Source organism: Paraflavitalea sp. (assembly GCF_059502485.1).
The window spans coordinates 1,144,551-1,159,305 of sequence record NZ_JCACET010000011.1; the positions used below are offsets into that span (position 1 = coordinate 1,144,551).

Consider the following 14,755-nt stretch of genomic DNA (forward strand, 5'->3'; position numbering starts at 1 on the left):
TCGTTTTTAGAAATTAAGATTTACACCTATACCTACTTCTCTGCGCTTGGGGTATTTGCCACCATCTTCTCCCGGCGTGAGCACGTTGCCGGAACTGAACTCAGGATCGTAGCCGGAATAATTGGTATAGGTGAGCAGGTTGTAACCAAACACGAAGGCGGTAATGCCTTTTGCATACACTTTTTTAGACCAGGTTGGTTTCAATGTGTAGGTAAGTCTTACGCTTGACAACCGGATAAAGGAACGGTCTTCGAGGTAAAGGCTGTTACCGCCTGCTTTCAAGCTACCACGGTTGGTTCTTTGCGGATAGTAAGGCATGGTAGCAATGTCGCCGGGTTTTCTCCAGGAGTTTGCCAATACCTGTGGAGAACCGGGACCTGTATTGGAAGGATAGTTGGCATTGTACTGCAGGGTATTGTAGATCACGCCACCAGATGATGCATTGATCAATACGGATAAGCCCCATTGTTTGTACCTGAAGTTGTTGATGATACCGAGGTAGAAATCGGGTTGGTAATTCCCGATCACGTGCCTGTCGGCATCGTTGATCAAGCTATCGCTATTCATATTCTTCCATTCGGTATCTCCGCCTCTGAACTTTCCGGCAGGATCGTACAGGCTGTACACTTTGTCTGTATAGGCCGCTCCTTTGTAAGTATAAACAGCCTTGCCGTTCTCATACAACGGTTTGCCGTCTTTATCCAATACTACTGTCAGCTTTTCCCAATTGGCGGTGTAGGCGTTGGATTCATCCCACTGGTATACGCCCAGGTTTTTCCAACCGAAGAAGTTCCCGATGGGGCCGCCTGGTTCTACATACCATTTGCTTCCTGCTACGAATGGTACATTATCTGCCAGTTCTATGATCTTACCACGCTCGAAGGAAATGTTGCCACTGATATCCCAGTTGAAGTTTTTAGCAACAATGGGCGTACCACCTACTACGAATTCGAGGCCTCTGTTCTCGATAGAGCCTACGTTGGTCGTTACGACCGTAAATCCTGTTTCGTTGGCCAGCGGGCGATCATACAACAGATCTTTCGTGGTTTTGATATAATACTCAGCAGAGAAGTTGAGTCTTCCTTTGAAGAAGCTCAATTCGATGGCTGCATTCTTTTGTATTACTGTTTCCCACTTGATGAAGTTGTTACCGAAACGGTTGCTGGTGATAGCACTACCCACGCCGCCATAACTTCCATCGAACTGGTATTTGGTGAGGTGATCGTAATAACCGATCTGGTCGTTACCTACCTGTCCATAACCGGCCCTGATACGTGCATCATTCAGGAAGCCTGCTGACCACTCCATCCACTTTGCATCAGAGAAGCGCCAGGAAGCAGAACCAGAGAAGAAGTTACCATACTTATTCTGTGGACCGAAACGCGAAGAACCATCACGACGGTAAACGCCGGATACGTTGTAGGTGCCTTTGTAGCTATAGTTCCAGCGGGTAAACACGTTTTGGCTGGTAACGCCTACTGCGTCCGTATATGATTCAAGCGGGAAGATGTAAGAAGGGAAAGTAACAAAGATCTCTTCGTTGACCACGTTCCTGTATTCAGTATGGCTCAGATCATTCCTTCTTTTATCTGCACTAAATCCTACTGTGCCCTGAATAGAGTGGTCGCCAATTTTCTTGTTGTAGTTGAAGAAGGCCTGGTATTCCCAGAAAAAGTTCTTGGCTATTTCATTCGATCCGCTGTTCTGGTCTTTATTGGCTGACAGGAAGCGTGGAGAGAAGTTGATGTTCTGCCTGTTTTCCAGGATCGCGTTGAACATCGTTGTAAAGGTCAGGTCTTTGTATATCTGGTATTGGATATTGTTGTTGAGCTGACCCGACATGGTTTCTGTCTGGTTGATCTCATACAGTGCATTGGCCAGCGGATTGCGCTTGGAGCCAATGTAGCTGGTGAGTGAACCATCTGGATAGAATATCCGGGAGAAAGCAGGGCGATCAAACGCAACGTTCACTGTGCGACCTACCGGTATGGCATTTCCTTTTTGCCAAACGAAGGTGATGTTGCTACCAAACTTCAGTTTGGGCGTAGCCTGGTAATCGATATTGGTACGAGCCTGTACTCTTTTGATATAGCTGTTGGGGATGATGGCTTTGTCTTCGAGGTAGTTAAGACCTGTATAATATGACAGTCCCTGACGACCGCCTGCAACCCCGAGGTTGATCTGGGTTTTTCTGCCGGTTTCACCCAGCAGCAGGTCCTGCAGGTCATTATCTGCGTTGAAACCAGGGTTCAGTGAATCCGTATTGCCACCAGCGCCGGGGTTATCATTCTGCAGTCTTCTAAAATCACGCACACCTTGTGCGTTGTTCATCGGCAGCTTGTGGGCCAGTTTACCAAATGTGTTTGTGAAGTTGAGGTCGATGCGTGGTCTGCCTTCCTTACCTTTTTTAGTGGTAATGATGATCACACCATTGGCAGCACGGGAACCGTAGATGGAAGCGGAAGCAGCATCTTTCAATACTTCTATGCGCTCGATATCCATCGGGTTGATGCTGGAGCCGTTGGGATTAATCACCCCATCTACGAGGTACAACGGTCCGTTGCCCGCGTTGAGTGAAGAGGCTCCACGGATCTGGATAGTACCTTCGGCACCGGGTGCTCCACCTCCATCGTTTACCACGAGGATACCGGCGCCCTGGCCTTGCAAGGCATCGAACAGGTTGATCGGCTGGCGCTCTTCGATCTGCTTGGAGCTAACAGACGAGATCGAACCGGTGACATCGCGTTTCTTTTGTTTGCCACCGTACCCGATCACGACTACATCATCAAGGTTGGAGGTACTTTCGCTGAGAGAAAGACTGATCGTTGTTTTGGCACCTACTTTTTCTTCTTTGGTGAGGTAGCCTACAAAGCTAAATTCCAGGGTTGCTTTGTCGTCGGGAACCGTGAGGGTGTACTTACCTTCTGCATTGGTAGTAGCACCGGTTGTAGTTCCTTTGAGGTTAACGCTTACGCCCGCCAGTGGATTACCTTTCAGATCGGTAACGATGCCCGTGATCTGCCGGGACTGGGCTTGTGCAGACGTGTAAAAAAGCAGGGAGCACAGAACTAATAGCGGGAAACACCACCAGGGCCTGGCCCTGTACGGCGCCCGGGTGTGGGAGAAGAGCTTCTTTTCCATAAAGCATGCAATTTTCAAGTGTTTTTGCCATCATTGCCTTTGTCGCTGACAGTGATAGCAGGAACGTTTTTGAATGGGGTTTATAAGCCCTGCCACCCCAGCATTCTGTGCCGGGGTAGGATAAAGCAATTAATTCGTTAGCCGTTTTGTTTAATTGCAGGTCTAAGCAGGTTACGTATGCAATTACGCAACAAATTGACCAGCGAGATTTCATGTTATTGCCATTATAATAACCTATTTTGGCAAGGCATATGTATTTTGAAGAACATTCATGAATATTGAGGTTAGAAATACGGGATTGTACAGGATGGATTGACCCGTCATTGATTTACTTTCGATCACCCAGTATAAATATATGAGTACCAACAAACGATATGCACTGGCGCTGGACCTGAAGAATGACCCGGTGCTGATTGCGGAATATGAAACTTATCACACTGCCGTGTGGCCCGAAATACTCCAATCCATCCGCTCCAGCGGCATCGAGCACATGGAGATATACCGTATCGATAACCGTCTTTTCATGATCATGGAAGTGAATGCTGATTTTTCTTTTGATAAGAAAAGTATTGCCGATGCTGCCAACCCTACCGTACAACGCTGGGAAGAGTTGATGTGGCAATATCAGCAGGCGTTGCCTTCGGCAAAGCCGGGAGAGAAATGGTTATTAATGGATAAAATATTTGACCTAAATAACAATCAATAATCAGCTATGCCAGGAATTGCTTCGCCTACAACAGTCCAACCAAACTCTGCCGGAACGGGGCGGTCGTTATTGCTCCCTTTCATTCTCGTTACCAGCTTATTTTTCTTCTGGGGTTTTGTACATAATCTCGACCCTATCCTGATCCCTCACCTGAGAAAGGCTTTCCGGCTCAACAACCTGCAATCTTCGCTGGTTGATTCGGCTGTATTTATTGCCTACTTCCTGATGGCATTGCCTGCGGGTTATGTGATGCGAAAGTTTGGATACAAGTCAGGTATCTTGTTGGGATTACTATTTTTTGGCATTGGCTGTTTCCTGTTTCTCCCTGCAGCGGATACGCGCCAATATGTTTTCTTCCTTGGCGCTTTGTTCATCATTGCCTGTGGGCTCACGTTCTTAGAAACAGCTGCCAATCCTTATGCTACTGTATTGGGGCCTCCCGAATCGGCTACTCAGCGTCTCAACCTGGCTCAATCGTTCAATGGACTCGCAGCCATGGTTGCGCCTTATATTGGTGGCACTTTTATTCTTTCCGGTAAAGAATATACAGAGCAACAACTGGAAGCTATGGGTGCTGCTGCCAGGGACGCGTATCTGCAATCTGAAGCCGACAGCGTGAAGATGCCTTATTTGATACTCGGCATTATCATCTTGCTGGTGGCAGTGGTTATTTACTTTACCAAGATGCCCGACACTAAAGAAGAGGGCACCAAAGATCATAGTGGCAACTTTCTGCATGCATTCCGCCACAAGCATCTCACCTGGGCAGTGATCGCACAATTCTTTTATGTAGGTGCACAGGTGTGCGTGTCCAGCTTCTTCATCAGAATGGCCACAACAGTAGGTCTCGAAGAAACGGTAGCAGCAAAATATTATTTAGGATTGGGTTATGGGCTGGCTTTCATGGTTGGCCGCTTTGCCGGCACTTTCCTGATGAAATACGTGCAACCGGCTAAACTGCTGACCTTATATTCTATTGTCAACGTACTTCTTTCCCTGCTGGCTATTTATGGTCATGGGATGGTTGTAGTTTATGCACTTATTGGGATTGCTTTCTTTATGAGTATCATGTTCCCAACTATTTTTTCACTGGGTATTCAGGACCTGGGCAACGATACCAAACTGGGATCGAGCCTGATCGTGATGTCTATTGTAGGTGGTGCGTTGTTGCCACCTCTGTCGGGCATTATTGCCGATGCTACGCATAATATCCAGGATGGCTATCTGATACCATTGCTTTGTTTTGTTGTGGTATTTTATTTTGGCTGGAAAGGACATAAGATAAAAGGTGTCAGCAATTAGGTTTTAGGAGTTAGCAACCCGCTGTTAGAGCAGGACAGTTACATACAGTTATACATATAATTTTACACGTTTAATTCTAAGAATCAGATGTTTTCATTAGCCGGTAAAAAAGCAGTTATTACGGGAGGCGGAAGTGGAATTGGCAGGGCCATCTCGGTATTGTTTGCCAAGCAAGGCGCGGAAGTGCACATTATTGAATTGAGTGAAGAAAATGCCGCCGCCACGGTGCAGGAGATCATTGCTGCGGGTGGTAAGGCCACTGCACACAGTTGTAATGTGGCCAGCCAAGCCGATGCGCTGGAAACTTTCAACAACATCGGTGCTCTGAATATATTGGTGAACAATGCCGGTATTGCCCACATCGGTAAAGCTGACACTACTTCCGAAGCCGATTTTGACCGTGTTATCAATGTAAATGTGAAGGGGGTGTACAACTGTCTTTATGCTGCCATACCACAACTACGGGCTGCCAAAGGTGGTGTGATCGTGAACATGGCTTCTGTTGCGGCATGGGTGGGCCTGAATGATCGCTTTGTATACTCTACTGCCAAAGGCGCTGTAATGTCTATGACGTTGTCAGTAGCCAAGGATTATATCCATGAAAATATCCGTTGCAATTCGGTATCCCCGGCACGGGTGCATACTCCATTTGTAGATGGTTTCTTAAAGAATAACTATCCCGGCCGTGAGGCGGAGATGTTTGAAAAATTGTCCAAGACCCAGCCAATTGGGCGCATGGCCGAGCCGGCAGAAATAGCATCACTTCTTCTGTATCTGTGCAGTGATGAGGCTGGTTTCATTACCGGTTGCGATTACCCCATCGATGGCGGGTTTATCAAGTTAAATACTTAATGATGCGTGTTGCCCTGTTTATTCCGTGCTATGTAGATCAGTTTTATCCCAAGGTGGCTATTGCTACTTTGAAGTTGTTGCAGCACCTCGGGTTACCCGTTGAATATCCTATGCAACAAACGTGCTGTGGCCAGCCAATGGCCAACGGCGGTTTTGAGCATTTGACCGGCTCCTGCAACAGTAATTTCATTAAAGCTTTTACCGGATACGACTATATCGTTTCTCCTTCCGGCAGCTGTGTGCTGCATGTGAAGGATCACCTGCACGATCACAAGCAGGAGGATGTTGCTACAGCCGTACGCAGCAGGGTGTATGAGCTGTGTGAGTTCCTTACGGATGTAGTAAAAGTCGATTCGATCAAAGCATCTTTTCCCCGGAAAGTGGCCTTGCACCAGGGCTGCCATGGTCAAAGGGGATTGAAACTCGCTTCTTCCTCGGAAAGAGTAGTCTCTCCCTTTTCCAAACCATTACAGTTGTTAAAGATGGTAGCAGGTCTGGAACTCGTGGACCTTGACCGGCCTGACGAATGTTGTGGTTTCGGTGGCACTTTCTGTGTTACAGAAGAAGCAGTATCCTCGGCGATGGGCCTTTCGCGCATCGATGATTACACAAAGCATGCAGCTACTGTAGTGACCGGCACCGACGTAAGCTGTCTTATGCACCAGGAGGGTTTGATCAGGAGAAAAAAGCTTCCGTTGGAAGTTATGCATATATCTGAAGTATTGGTTTCGGGTTTATAGATATGATATGAATACAAACACTATTCCCCACGCTGAAGCGGCCACAGAGTTTCTTAAGAACAAGGAGCGTGTGCAGTGGCATGATGAGACTTTGTGGTTCGTGCGGCACAAGCGGGATAAGATCGTAAATGAAATTCCTGAGTGGGAGCAATTGCGTGAGCTGGCATCACAGATCAAAGAGCATACGCTCTCGCGCATGGATGAATACTTACAGGAGTTTGAAGCGGCCGCGCTCAGCAATGGCGTCATCGTTCATTGGGCCGCCGATGCAGCAGCGCATAATAAGATCGTGCATGGCATTCTGGCCAAACATGGCGCACAGAAGATCGTGAAGAGCAAGTCCATGCTTACCGAAGAGTGCCACCTCAACGAGTATCTCGAAACGCAGGGTATTGAAGTGGTGGATACTGACCTTGGTGAACGCATCGTACAGCTGAACAAAGAGATGCCCAGCCATATCGTGTTGCCCGCCATTCACATCAAAAAAGAAGAGGTGGGTGAGATATTCCACCAGCATCTTGGCACTGAAAAAGGAGCTTCCGATCCCCTGTACCTGGCGCTTGCTGCACGGGAGCACCTGCGGCAGAAATTCCTTGCCGCGGATATTGCCATTACCGGTGTAAACTTTGCCGTGGCCGAAACCGGCGCTATCGTAGTTTGTACCAATGAAGGTAATGCCGACCTGGGCGCTCACCTCGCCAAAGTACATATTGCCTGCATGGGTATTGAAAAACTGATTCCCCGCACTGAACACCTGAGTGTATTTCTGCGCCTACTGGCGCGGAATGCTACCGGACAAAATATTACTGCTTATTCCAGCCATTTCCGCAAACCTGCTGAAGGTTCGGAGATGCATATCGTCATTGTCGACAATGGCCGTACTACTCAACTGGGGCGTGAAGCTTTCCGCAATTCGCTGAAATGTATCCGCTGTGGTGCGTGCTTAAATACCTGTCCGGTGTACCGGCGCAGTGGCGGGCATAGTTACCACAATGCTACTGCCGGCCCCATCGGTGCTATACTGGCGCCTAACCTCGATATGCGCAAGAACGCCGACCTTCCTTTTGCCTCTACCCTATGTGGTTCCTGTACAGATGTATGTCCGGTCAAGATCGACATTCATAATCAGCTGTACCAGTGGCGCCAAGTATTGACGCAGGAGGGTTATGTGCCGGCTGCGAAAACAGCCAGCATGAAAGTGATGGCTGGTGTGTTGTCGTCTCCAACACGTTATTCTTTTGCCGGCAAATGGGCACGCAAATTCCTGCGCTGGTTCCCGGGGCTGGCTATGAATAAAAGACTAAATCCGTGGGCCAAGCAAAGGGAATTGCCTGAGCCGCCGAAGGAGAGTTTCAGGGAGTGGTATAAGAAGAATGAAGGTCGTGAATCGGCAACCGGCAATCGGCAGTAAAGACACGTTGATATTAATTCTAATTAAGTGGTAGTAAGTAGAACATTATGAGCAGAGAGAAGATATTGGCGGCCGCCAAACAGAATAAACCAGCGCTGGTGCCTTTACCGGAGATGACAGCATTTACTTTTGCTGCCAATGACCTTGTGGCTGCCTTTACTGCTGCCATCAACAAGGCCGGAGGAGCTGTAACGCTATTGAACGGAATGCAAGAACTGGCTCAAAAGATCCAGGAAGTATATCCTGACGCCAAACGCATTGCCAACTTTATACAGGGTGACACCGCCGCCAATAAGGAACTGTTAAAGGAAGTGGCGCTGCTCGATGTAGTGGTATTGAAAGGGCAATTGGGCGTGGCTGAAAATGGGGCCGTATGGCTTACCGATAAAGATTGTGTGGAAAGGGTACTGCCGTTCATTACGCAACATTTAATATTGCTGATCGAAAAGCAAACGCTGGTAGGCAATATGCACCAGGCGTATGGCGTGATGGGAAAGCAAAATCCTGATTATGGGGTGTTTATTGCAGGACCTTCCAAAACAGCTGATATCGAGCAATCGCTGGTGATCGGTGCGCATGGACCGAGGAGTTTGCAGGTGTTTATTGTAGAATAGCTGTGAGCTATGAGCCTCGAGCTGCGAGCTAAATACAGTAGGAACACAACATTATAAATAGAAACACATACTTAAAAGAATATGAAACTAATCCGATTTGGAGAACCTGGGCAGGAGAAGCCTGGTGTATTGCTGGATGGAAAAAGATATGACGCTTCATCTATCACACGCGATTATGATGAAACTTTCTTTACTGAAGATGGTATTGGCAAATTGAAAGCAGCGCTCGATAAAAAGCCTACCCTGCCCGAAGTCGCCGCATCTGTTCGCTGGGCAGCGCCGCAAGCAAGACCTTCCAAGCTCATCTGTATTGGCCTCAACTATGCCGATCATGCGCGTGAAAGTAATATGGAGCCTCCTAAGGAGCCGGTTGTGTTCTTCAAATCTACTACTGCGCTTGTAGGCCCTAATGACGACCTGATCATCCCTAAGAATAGCGTTAAAACTGATTGGGAAGTTGAACTGGCCGTGATCATCGGTAAAAAGGCTTCTTATGTAGAAGAAAAAGACGCAGCCGGTTACATCGCTGGTTATGCGCTGCACAATGACTACAGTGAGCGTGAATTTCAGCTGGAGCGTGGCGGCCAGTGGGTGAAAGGTAAAAGCTGTGACACTTTTGCTCCATTAGGTCCCTGGATCGCTACTGGCGACGAGATCAAAGACCCCAACAATCTGCGTTTATGGTTGTCGGTGAATGGAAAGATGATGCAGGATGGCAATACGAGCAACTTTATCTTCAATGTAAACTTCGTTGTATCCTATCTCAGCCAGTTTATGACCTTGCTTCCGGGCGATATCATTTCAACCGGAACACCTGCCGGCGTGGGCCTGGGACAGAAACCTACTCCTGTCTACATAAAACCGGGTGATGTAATGGAACTCGGCATCGACGGACTCGGCACCAGCAAACAGGTAGCCAAAGCTTATCAACCATAAAATAATTATTGCCGTATGGATCTTCAATTAAAAGATAAGGTCATCATCGTAACTGGTGGCGCCAAAGGTATCGGGGAAGGTATTTCCAAAGTATTGGCTGCAGAAGGCGCTATCCCGGTGATACTGGGACGCAATGAGGAGGACAACCTGAAAACGGTGAGCGAGATCAAAGCTGCCGGTGGTCAGGCTGCGCAAGTAATAGCCGAGCTTACCAAGCCGGAAGCGTGCGAGCAGGCCGTAAAAGCAGTTATCAAACAATTTGGTCGCATTGACGGGCTCGTGAATAATGCCGGTGTGAATGATGGTGTTGGTCTGGAGAATGGCAGCTATGAAGGGTTTATTGCTTCGCTGCACAAGAACCTCGTGCACTATTACCTGATCGCTCATTATGCATTGCCTGAGCTGAAGAAATCGAAGGGCGCTATTGTGAATATCAGTTCTAAAACTGCCGAGACCGGTCAGGGTGGCACGTCGGCTTATGCAGCTTCCAATGGCGGGCGCAATGCGCTGACCCGTGAATGGGCCGTGGAGCTGCTACCTTATGGGATTCGTGTAAATGCCATCATTGTGGCAGAGTGCTGGACACCATTGTATGAAAGATGGATCAGCAGCTTGCCTAACTCCGAAGAAAAGCTGGCAGACATCGTATCTAAAATTCCGTTGGAGCACAGGATGACTACAGCAGAGGAATTAGGCAATACCACTGCCTTTTTGCTTTCGTCTGCATCGAGCCATACCACCGGTCAGTTAATCCATGTGGATGGCGGTTACGTGCATCTTGACAGGGCTATCAGCAAATAATTATCAGCCCTTCACTTTATAATGAAACAGGGTGAACTCTTTGGCAAGTAGTTCACCCTGTTTTATTTTTATCAGTCAGGTTTTGCTATTTGCTTTTTCGTTGTCCCCACCGTTCTGCCTGTGGTTTCCTGAAGAGCTTTCTGTATGCCATAAATGTGAGCACAAGTATCATGCCTCCTGCAACACTCCATTCCAATATAGATTGATCTGTACTTTTTCGATTGGCAGACTTGTTCAACGGCTTGGGTAAATCAGGCAGATCCATGCGTATTTCAGCGATCAGCACTCCATCCACTGAGCGGTCATCATAATAATACATTCTTAAAAAGGAATTGTCAGGCAAATTGTACAGCCCGGCAATGTCTTTGAGGGGAAGAGTCATCATGCTTTCTACTTGTTTATCCGGGAATGAACGGCTAAACAATATTTCTTCGCCATTCCAGATCACAATCTTGCGGTCCGCAGCCCCTGCTATACAATGGCTGTAATTGACCTTAATGGTCTCATTGCTATCGGCCAGCGTAAGCACCAGCGCTTTACGGGTTGATACTACCGGATGGTAGTTGCCCTCAGTAAGCTCAAGCTTATCTCTCAGGTATACCTGAAAATTATCAACCGTATCGGCTTTCACCTGCGGGGCGAGGGTCGTGAGCGTGACAATAAAAATGCTATATAGGGTAACTTGTTTCATGTTTTAAAGGGATGCCATTGGCGGGTAATTTACATAGAAATTGCGCCACAGATGCCCAGCATTAAGGAGTATTTAACCATCCGGCTATAGCAGCATCCTGAAAAGCGAACTATATTTAGGCAAGCGAAAACCCACACGCATATGAAAAAGTTCAGCTTCCTGCTTGTGACAACCTTGTTCTGCCATCTGGCGCTCCTGGCCCAGGTGGATGTAGGCATAAAAACCGGCATCAATATCAATACTATCAAGTACAAAAAGGTGGACCCTGAAATGGCCAGTATTGGGTTTCATGCAGGATTACTGGCAAAAATTCATGTTACCGATGGTTTCTTCGTTCGCCCGGAGGTGCAATATTCCCGCAAAGGATACCGGTTTCCTGCCATCGGGTCTGATGGACAGGGGAATGTACGGTATCACTATTTAGCTGTACCCATATTGGCCGGCATTCCCGTCGGCAGCAAATTCAGCTTTCTTATCGGGCCCGAATTCGGTTACCTGGTGAAAGCCAATTCCAAGTTCTCCACCAGTACGCGCGATGTGACGCAGAATTTCGAGCGTTTCGATTGGGGTCTTGACGTGGGTGGCGCCTGGCAAATCAATTCTTCGCTCGGCCTGGAAGTGCGTTATAATTATGGCTTTTATGGGCTGGTAAAAGGCATGCTCACTGACCAGAATGGCGACTATATCGGCAGCAACCGTGATGGCGCCAACCGGGTGATACAGGCGGGGCTATTTTACATGCTGTGAGGTGCTACATTGGGCTTTTTCGTATCTTGTTTAGATATAAATCGTCCTGATCAACAGGCCTTTTTCCATGTTTGGGAATCAACATGATATTATCTCCATTTTCGGCCAAAGCGCCATGGGACTGAATTTGCCAGCTAGCAAAAACACATTTCCGCGTCCAGCCTGCATTTGAGCCCTGTTGTCTTACTATTCTCTTACTATTGCCTTACTATCACCTTACTATTGTCTTACTATTACCATGCTTCTGATAGGGAGCAACTATGGGGGAGCTATGGGAGGACTACGGGAGGGATATAGGAAGACTATGGGAGGTATATGAGGTACTGCAATGGTAGTAATACAAAAAACTTCCCGTCGGCTGTTCACCTCCGGCCAATCCGGTTGATATATGAGCAGAACCGACTAATTATGCAAACAACTACCCCCTCCTTTTTTAAGAAACATTTGATGCCCGTCCTGCTATTGGGAGCAGGCATCCTCTTACTGGCTTATGGCTGGTTTTTCCGCGGTGCGGCTGATCTGAAAGTAAAGATCAAGCCGGCCACTTACATTATGCCTGCAGCTTATAAAGTGTACGCCAATCCTGAAGTTCTTGGTGGGCGCTACAACCTGTTTAAAGCAGTGATCGAAAACCCCAGTGGCGAAATGGTGCAGGATATGAAGGTGGAATACCGCATTCCCAAATATATCGACGAGTGGACTGAAGCGCCTGCTGCGGCTCACGTGTTGCCCGGGCAAACTGTAGTGGCCATGGGTTATCCTGCCTTTGACCAGAAGATCACGGAGAAGAACTCTCAATCGAAAGAGAAAGCAGAAGTGCGCATTACCTGGGGACCGAAGGGCAACCGCCAGGAAGTGAAGGAGACTTTCTCGTTTACCATGATGGCGGCTGGTGATTTTGCCTATACCGATATGCCTGCCTCAGAGATTGCCAGCTTTGGTGATATGATGCAAAACAATCCGCTCTCCGTATGTTTTATCACTGCCGAAGATCCTGCCGTGCGGTACTACACCGGTAAGATCCAACAAAAGATATTAAAGGGTGAAACGGCCGGCGTGACGCGCACTGCCGAAGAGGGTGTACGTTTCCTCAAAGGTATTTATGAAGCGACGTTACGTTCGGGCATGGTGTATAGCAGCACACAGGCGGTGCCCTCCAGTACAGGTGATGTACAAACCCTCGTGCAACGCATTCGCCTGCCGCGCGAAGTAATCAGCAATAATACTGGTCTTTGTATCGAGCTGAGCTTTTTGTATGCCAGCATCATGCGTAATGCAGGTCTCGACCCCGTGGTGTTCTATATTCCGGGGCATGCTTACCCCGGCTTCAAGCTGAATGGTCAATATTATGCGATCGAGGCTACTTCTATTGGCGGTGCAGGTCTTGGCGGCTCTAAATCGGCCGACGAGGCATTACAGATCGGCATGAAGGAACTGCAAGAGTTTTTCCAACGTATGCAAATGGGTGATGACCGTTATTTCATCGTGGATGTAACAGAGGGACTAACGCAGGGTATCATTCCCATGGAATTGAAAGAGGACGCTTTTACCCGCCAGAAGATCGATGAAGTAGCAGCCAATTGGGAAAATGGTGGTGCACCCGGCAATAATGTGGTGTACGTTCCTTCCAACAATGGCACTGGTGGCGGTGGTGGAAATACCGGTGGCGGAAATGATGGAGGCGGCGGCGGCGGCAATGCCGGCTTTGTACAGTATAGCCGCAATATCTCTTTTGCTTATCCCAGCGGATCGGAAGTATTGAACCGTCCTTATCCACAAGTACCCATGCTCATCACCGTGATGCGAACGCCCAACCAGGCGGCTACTGCCGAAGTGTACGATTTCCAAGGGGCTTCGAATGTAAACCAGGCGCTGGATTACTTGCGTAACCTGATGCAGAATAATGGTATGCAGATGCAATATCAGGCTGCGGGCAGCAGGAATGGCTATACGCTCGTGAATGGCGTCAGTAGCAGCAACGGTCAAAGTTTTCCCTGGATCGGTGGCTTAAGGGCACGTGGCGACCGTGTGGAAGGATTGATCGTGAGTATCAACAATGGTAATCCGCAACTGGCTCAACAAATTCTTGGATCGCTTCGCTAACATTTACTCAACCAACTCAACAGCTCATTTATGAAATACTTATCAGCTTATATATTGTTGCTCGTATGTCTGTTCTTTACCAGCCATGTCATGGCGCGTCAGCAACAGCAGGACCCCACCGGGCTCAACCAGGAGATCGACTATCATATCGATAAACTGGGGGATGCCACACTGGAGTTGCGCATGAAGATGAATGCCATGCAGTGGCAGGGTTTCAAGGCCAGTTCCGTGGCCAGCAATCCCACCATTTTTAAAAGGGATATGGAGCGACAGATGGCTTCTTATATCATCGATGATGTAAAGACCAATCTCAATGAGAGCGATCGCACCTCACTCACCACGCTCAAAGCAAGGAGCCTGGCGCAATACAAAGGCAAAGGGTTGTGGGAAGTAAAGCTCGACATGAAGAACCCGAACGTGACGAAGGTTTCCGACAACTGTTACCTGCTTACCGGGAACCTGATATCCGGTGGCACGCTGATTCACCAATTGCAGAAGCTGTTTCTGCCTGACGGGGCCAGCGACATCAAACAGGACACTGATACTTTTGGCAATGCGATCATTACTTATAAACTGGACGTGGAACCGGCTGCCATCAATTTGTTTGCTATAGCCGGCATCGTGTGTATCATAGCCGGAGCGGCCTTTTTGTTGATACAAATACGCAGATCGCGCAGTTTTGCGCCGCCCGCACGGGCAATCGGGTAAAAT

Annotated in this window: 13 protein-coding genes; 11 read left to right on the forward strand and 2 right to left on the reverse strand. The window is 48.1% G+C overall.

Going from position 1 to position 14,755, the window contains the following annotated elements:
- Positions 1–6: 6 nt before the first annotated feature.
- On the reverse strand, positions 7–3,141 hold the full coding sequence (locus tag AC5JBY_RS32305) for a SusC/RagA family TonB-linked outer membrane protein (RefSeq protein WP_495908842.1): 3,135 nt from the start codon (positions 3,139–3,141) through the stop codon (positions 7–9).
- Between the two features lie 355 nt (positions 3,142–3,496).
- On the opposite strand from AC5JBY_RS32305, the gene AC5JBY_RS32310 reads away from it, so the two are divergent.
- From AC5JBY_RS32310 to AC5JBY_RS32345, 8 genes are all read left to right on the forward strand, one after another.
- Positions 3,497–3,847, forward strand: a complete 351-nt coding sequence (locus tag AC5JBY_RS32310) for an L-rhamnose mutarotase (protein WP_495908843.1) — start codon at positions 3,497–3,499, stop codon at positions 3,845–3,847.
- 6 nt (positions 3,848–3,853) lie between these two features.
- Positions 3,854–5,149, forward strand: coding sequence for an L-fucose:H+ symporter permease (gene fucP / locus AC5JBY_RS32315; RefSeq protein WP_495908844.1), 1,296 nt, complete (start codon positions 3,854–3,856; stop codon positions 5,147–5,149).
- An 87-nt stretch (positions 5,150–5,236) separates the two neighbouring features.
- Complete coding sequence (locus AC5JBY_RS32320; protein WP_495908845.1) at positions 5,237–6,001, forward strand: SDR family NAD(P)-dependent oxidoreductase; 765 nt, start codon at positions 5,237–5,239, stop codon at positions 5,999–6,001.
- Positions 6,002–6,003: 2 nt separating this feature from the next.
- Positions 6,004–6,741 (forward strand): (Fe-S)-binding protein, encoded by a 738-nt coding sequence (locus AC5JBY_RS32325; protein WP_495908846.1) that lies wholly within the window; start codon positions 6,004–6,006, stop codon positions 6,739–6,741.
- A 7-nt stretch (positions 6,742–6,748) separates the two neighbouring features.
- Positions 6,749–8,152 (forward strand): lactate utilization protein B, encoded by a 1,404-nt coding sequence (locus AC5JBY_RS32330; RefSeq protein ID WP_495908847.1) that lies wholly within the window; start codon positions 6,749–6,751, stop codon positions 8,150–8,152.
- Between the two features lie 47 nt (positions 8,153–8,199).
- Positions 8,200–8,766 (forward strand): LutC/YkgG family protein, encoded by a 567-nt coding sequence (locus AC5JBY_RS32335; RefSeq protein ID WP_495908848.1) that lies wholly within the window; start codon positions 8,200–8,202, stop codon positions 8,764–8,766.
- Between the two features lie 81 nt (positions 8,767–8,847).
- Positions 8,848–9,702: a fumarylacetoacetate hydrolase family protein gene (locus tag AC5JBY_RS32340; RefSeq protein ID WP_495908849.1), complete on the forward strand. Its 855-nt coding sequence runs from the start codon at positions 8,848–8,850 to the stop codon at positions 9,700–9,702.
- A gap of 15 nt (positions 9,703–9,717) precedes the next feature.
- On the forward strand, positions 9,718–10,503 hold the full coding sequence (locus tag AC5JBY_RS32345) for an L-fucose dehydrogenase (protein WP_495908850.1): 786 nt from the start codon (positions 9,718–9,720) through the stop codon (positions 10,501–10,503).
- A gap of 85 nt (positions 10,504–10,588) precedes the next feature.
- Here the strand turns inward: AC5JBY_RS32345 and AC5JBY_RS32350 are convergent, their stop codons facing one another.
- A complete protein-coding gene (locus tag AC5JBY_RS32350) occupies positions 10,589–11,194 on the reverse strand; it encodes a hypothetical protein (RefSeq protein WP_495908851.1) in 606 nt (201 codons plus the stop codon).
- A gap of 141 nt (positions 11,195–11,335) precedes the next feature.
- Here AC5JBY_RS32350 and AC5JBY_RS32355 point away from each other — a divergent pair, with 141 nt between their 5' ends.
- The 3 genes from AC5JBY_RS32355 (at position 11,336) to AC5JBY_RS32365 (ending at position 14,752) form a co-directional block, all read left to right on the forward strand.
- Positions 11,336–11,941: a porin family protein gene (locus AC5JBY_RS32355; RefSeq protein ID WP_495908852.1), complete on the forward strand. Its 606-nt coding sequence runs from the start codon at positions 11,336–11,338 to the stop codon at positions 11,939–11,941.
- Positions 11,942–12,349: 408 nt separating this feature from the next.
- A complete protein-coding gene (locus AC5JBY_RS32360; RefSeq protein ID WP_495908853.1) occupies positions 12,350–14,044 on the forward strand; it encodes a hypothetical protein in 1,695 nt (564 codons plus the stop codon).
- 30 nt (positions 14,045–14,074) lie between these two features.
- A complete protein-coding gene (locus AC5JBY_RS32365) occupies positions 14,075–14,752 on the forward strand; it encodes a hypothetical protein (protein WP_495908854.1) in 678 nt (225 codons plus the stop codon).
- The last annotated feature ends 3 nt before the right edge of the window (positions 14,753–14,755 follow it).

Excerpts from the sequence above, each read along its gene's own strand:
- AC5JBY_RS32305 (WP_495908842.1), bottom strand. The coding sequence starts at position 3,141 with ATGGAAAAGAAGCTCTTCTCCCACACCCGGGCGCCGTACAGGGCCAGG.
- AC5JBY_RS32310 (WP_495908843.1), top strand. The coding sequence starts at position 3,497 with ATGAGTACCAACAAACGATATGCACTGGCGCTGGACCTGAAGAATGAC.
- fucP (WP_495908844.1), top strand. The coding sequence starts at position 3,854 with ATGCCAGGAATTGCTTCGCCTACAACAGTCCAACCAAACTCTGCCGGA.
- AC5JBY_RS32320 (WP_495908845.1), top strand. The coding sequence starts at position 5,237 with ATGTTTTCATTAGCCGGTAAAAAAGCAGTTATTACGGGAGGCGGAAGT.
- AC5JBY_RS32325 (WP_495908846.1), top strand. The coding sequence starts at position 6,004 with ATGCGTGTTGCCCTGTTTATTCCGTGCTATGTAGATCAGTTTTATCCC.
- AC5JBY_RS32330 (WP_495908847.1), top strand. The coding sequence starts at position 6,749 with ATGAATACAAACACTATTCCCCACGCTGAAGCGGCCACAGAGTTTCTT.
- AC5JBY_RS32335 (WP_495908848.1), top strand. The coding sequence starts at position 8,200 with ATGAGCAGAGAGAAGATATTGGCGGCCGCCAAACAGAATAAACCAGCG.
- AC5JBY_RS32340 (WP_495908849.1), top strand. The coding sequence starts at position 8,848 with ATGAAACTAATCCGATTTGGAGAACCTGGGCAGGAGAAGCCTGGTGTA.
- AC5JBY_RS32345 (WP_495908850.1), top strand. The coding sequence starts at position 9,718 with ATGGATCTTCAATTAAAAGATAAGGTCATCATCGTAACTGGTGGCGCC.
- AC5JBY_RS32350 (WP_495908851.1), bottom strand. The coding sequence starts at position 11,194 with ATGAAACAAGTTACCCTATATAGCATTTTTATTGTCACGCTCACGACC.
- AC5JBY_RS32355 (WP_495908852.1), top strand. The coding sequence starts at position 11,336 with ATGAAAAAGTTCAGCTTCCTGCTTGTGACAACCTTGTTCTGCCATCTG.
- AC5JBY_RS32360 (WP_495908853.1), top strand. The coding sequence starts at position 12,350 with ATGCAAACAACTACCCCCTCCTTTTTTAAGAAACATTTGATGCCCGTC.
- AC5JBY_RS32365 (WP_495908854.1), top strand. The coding sequence starts at position 14,075 with ATGAAATACTTATCAGCTTATATATTGTTGCTCGTATGTCTGTTCTTT.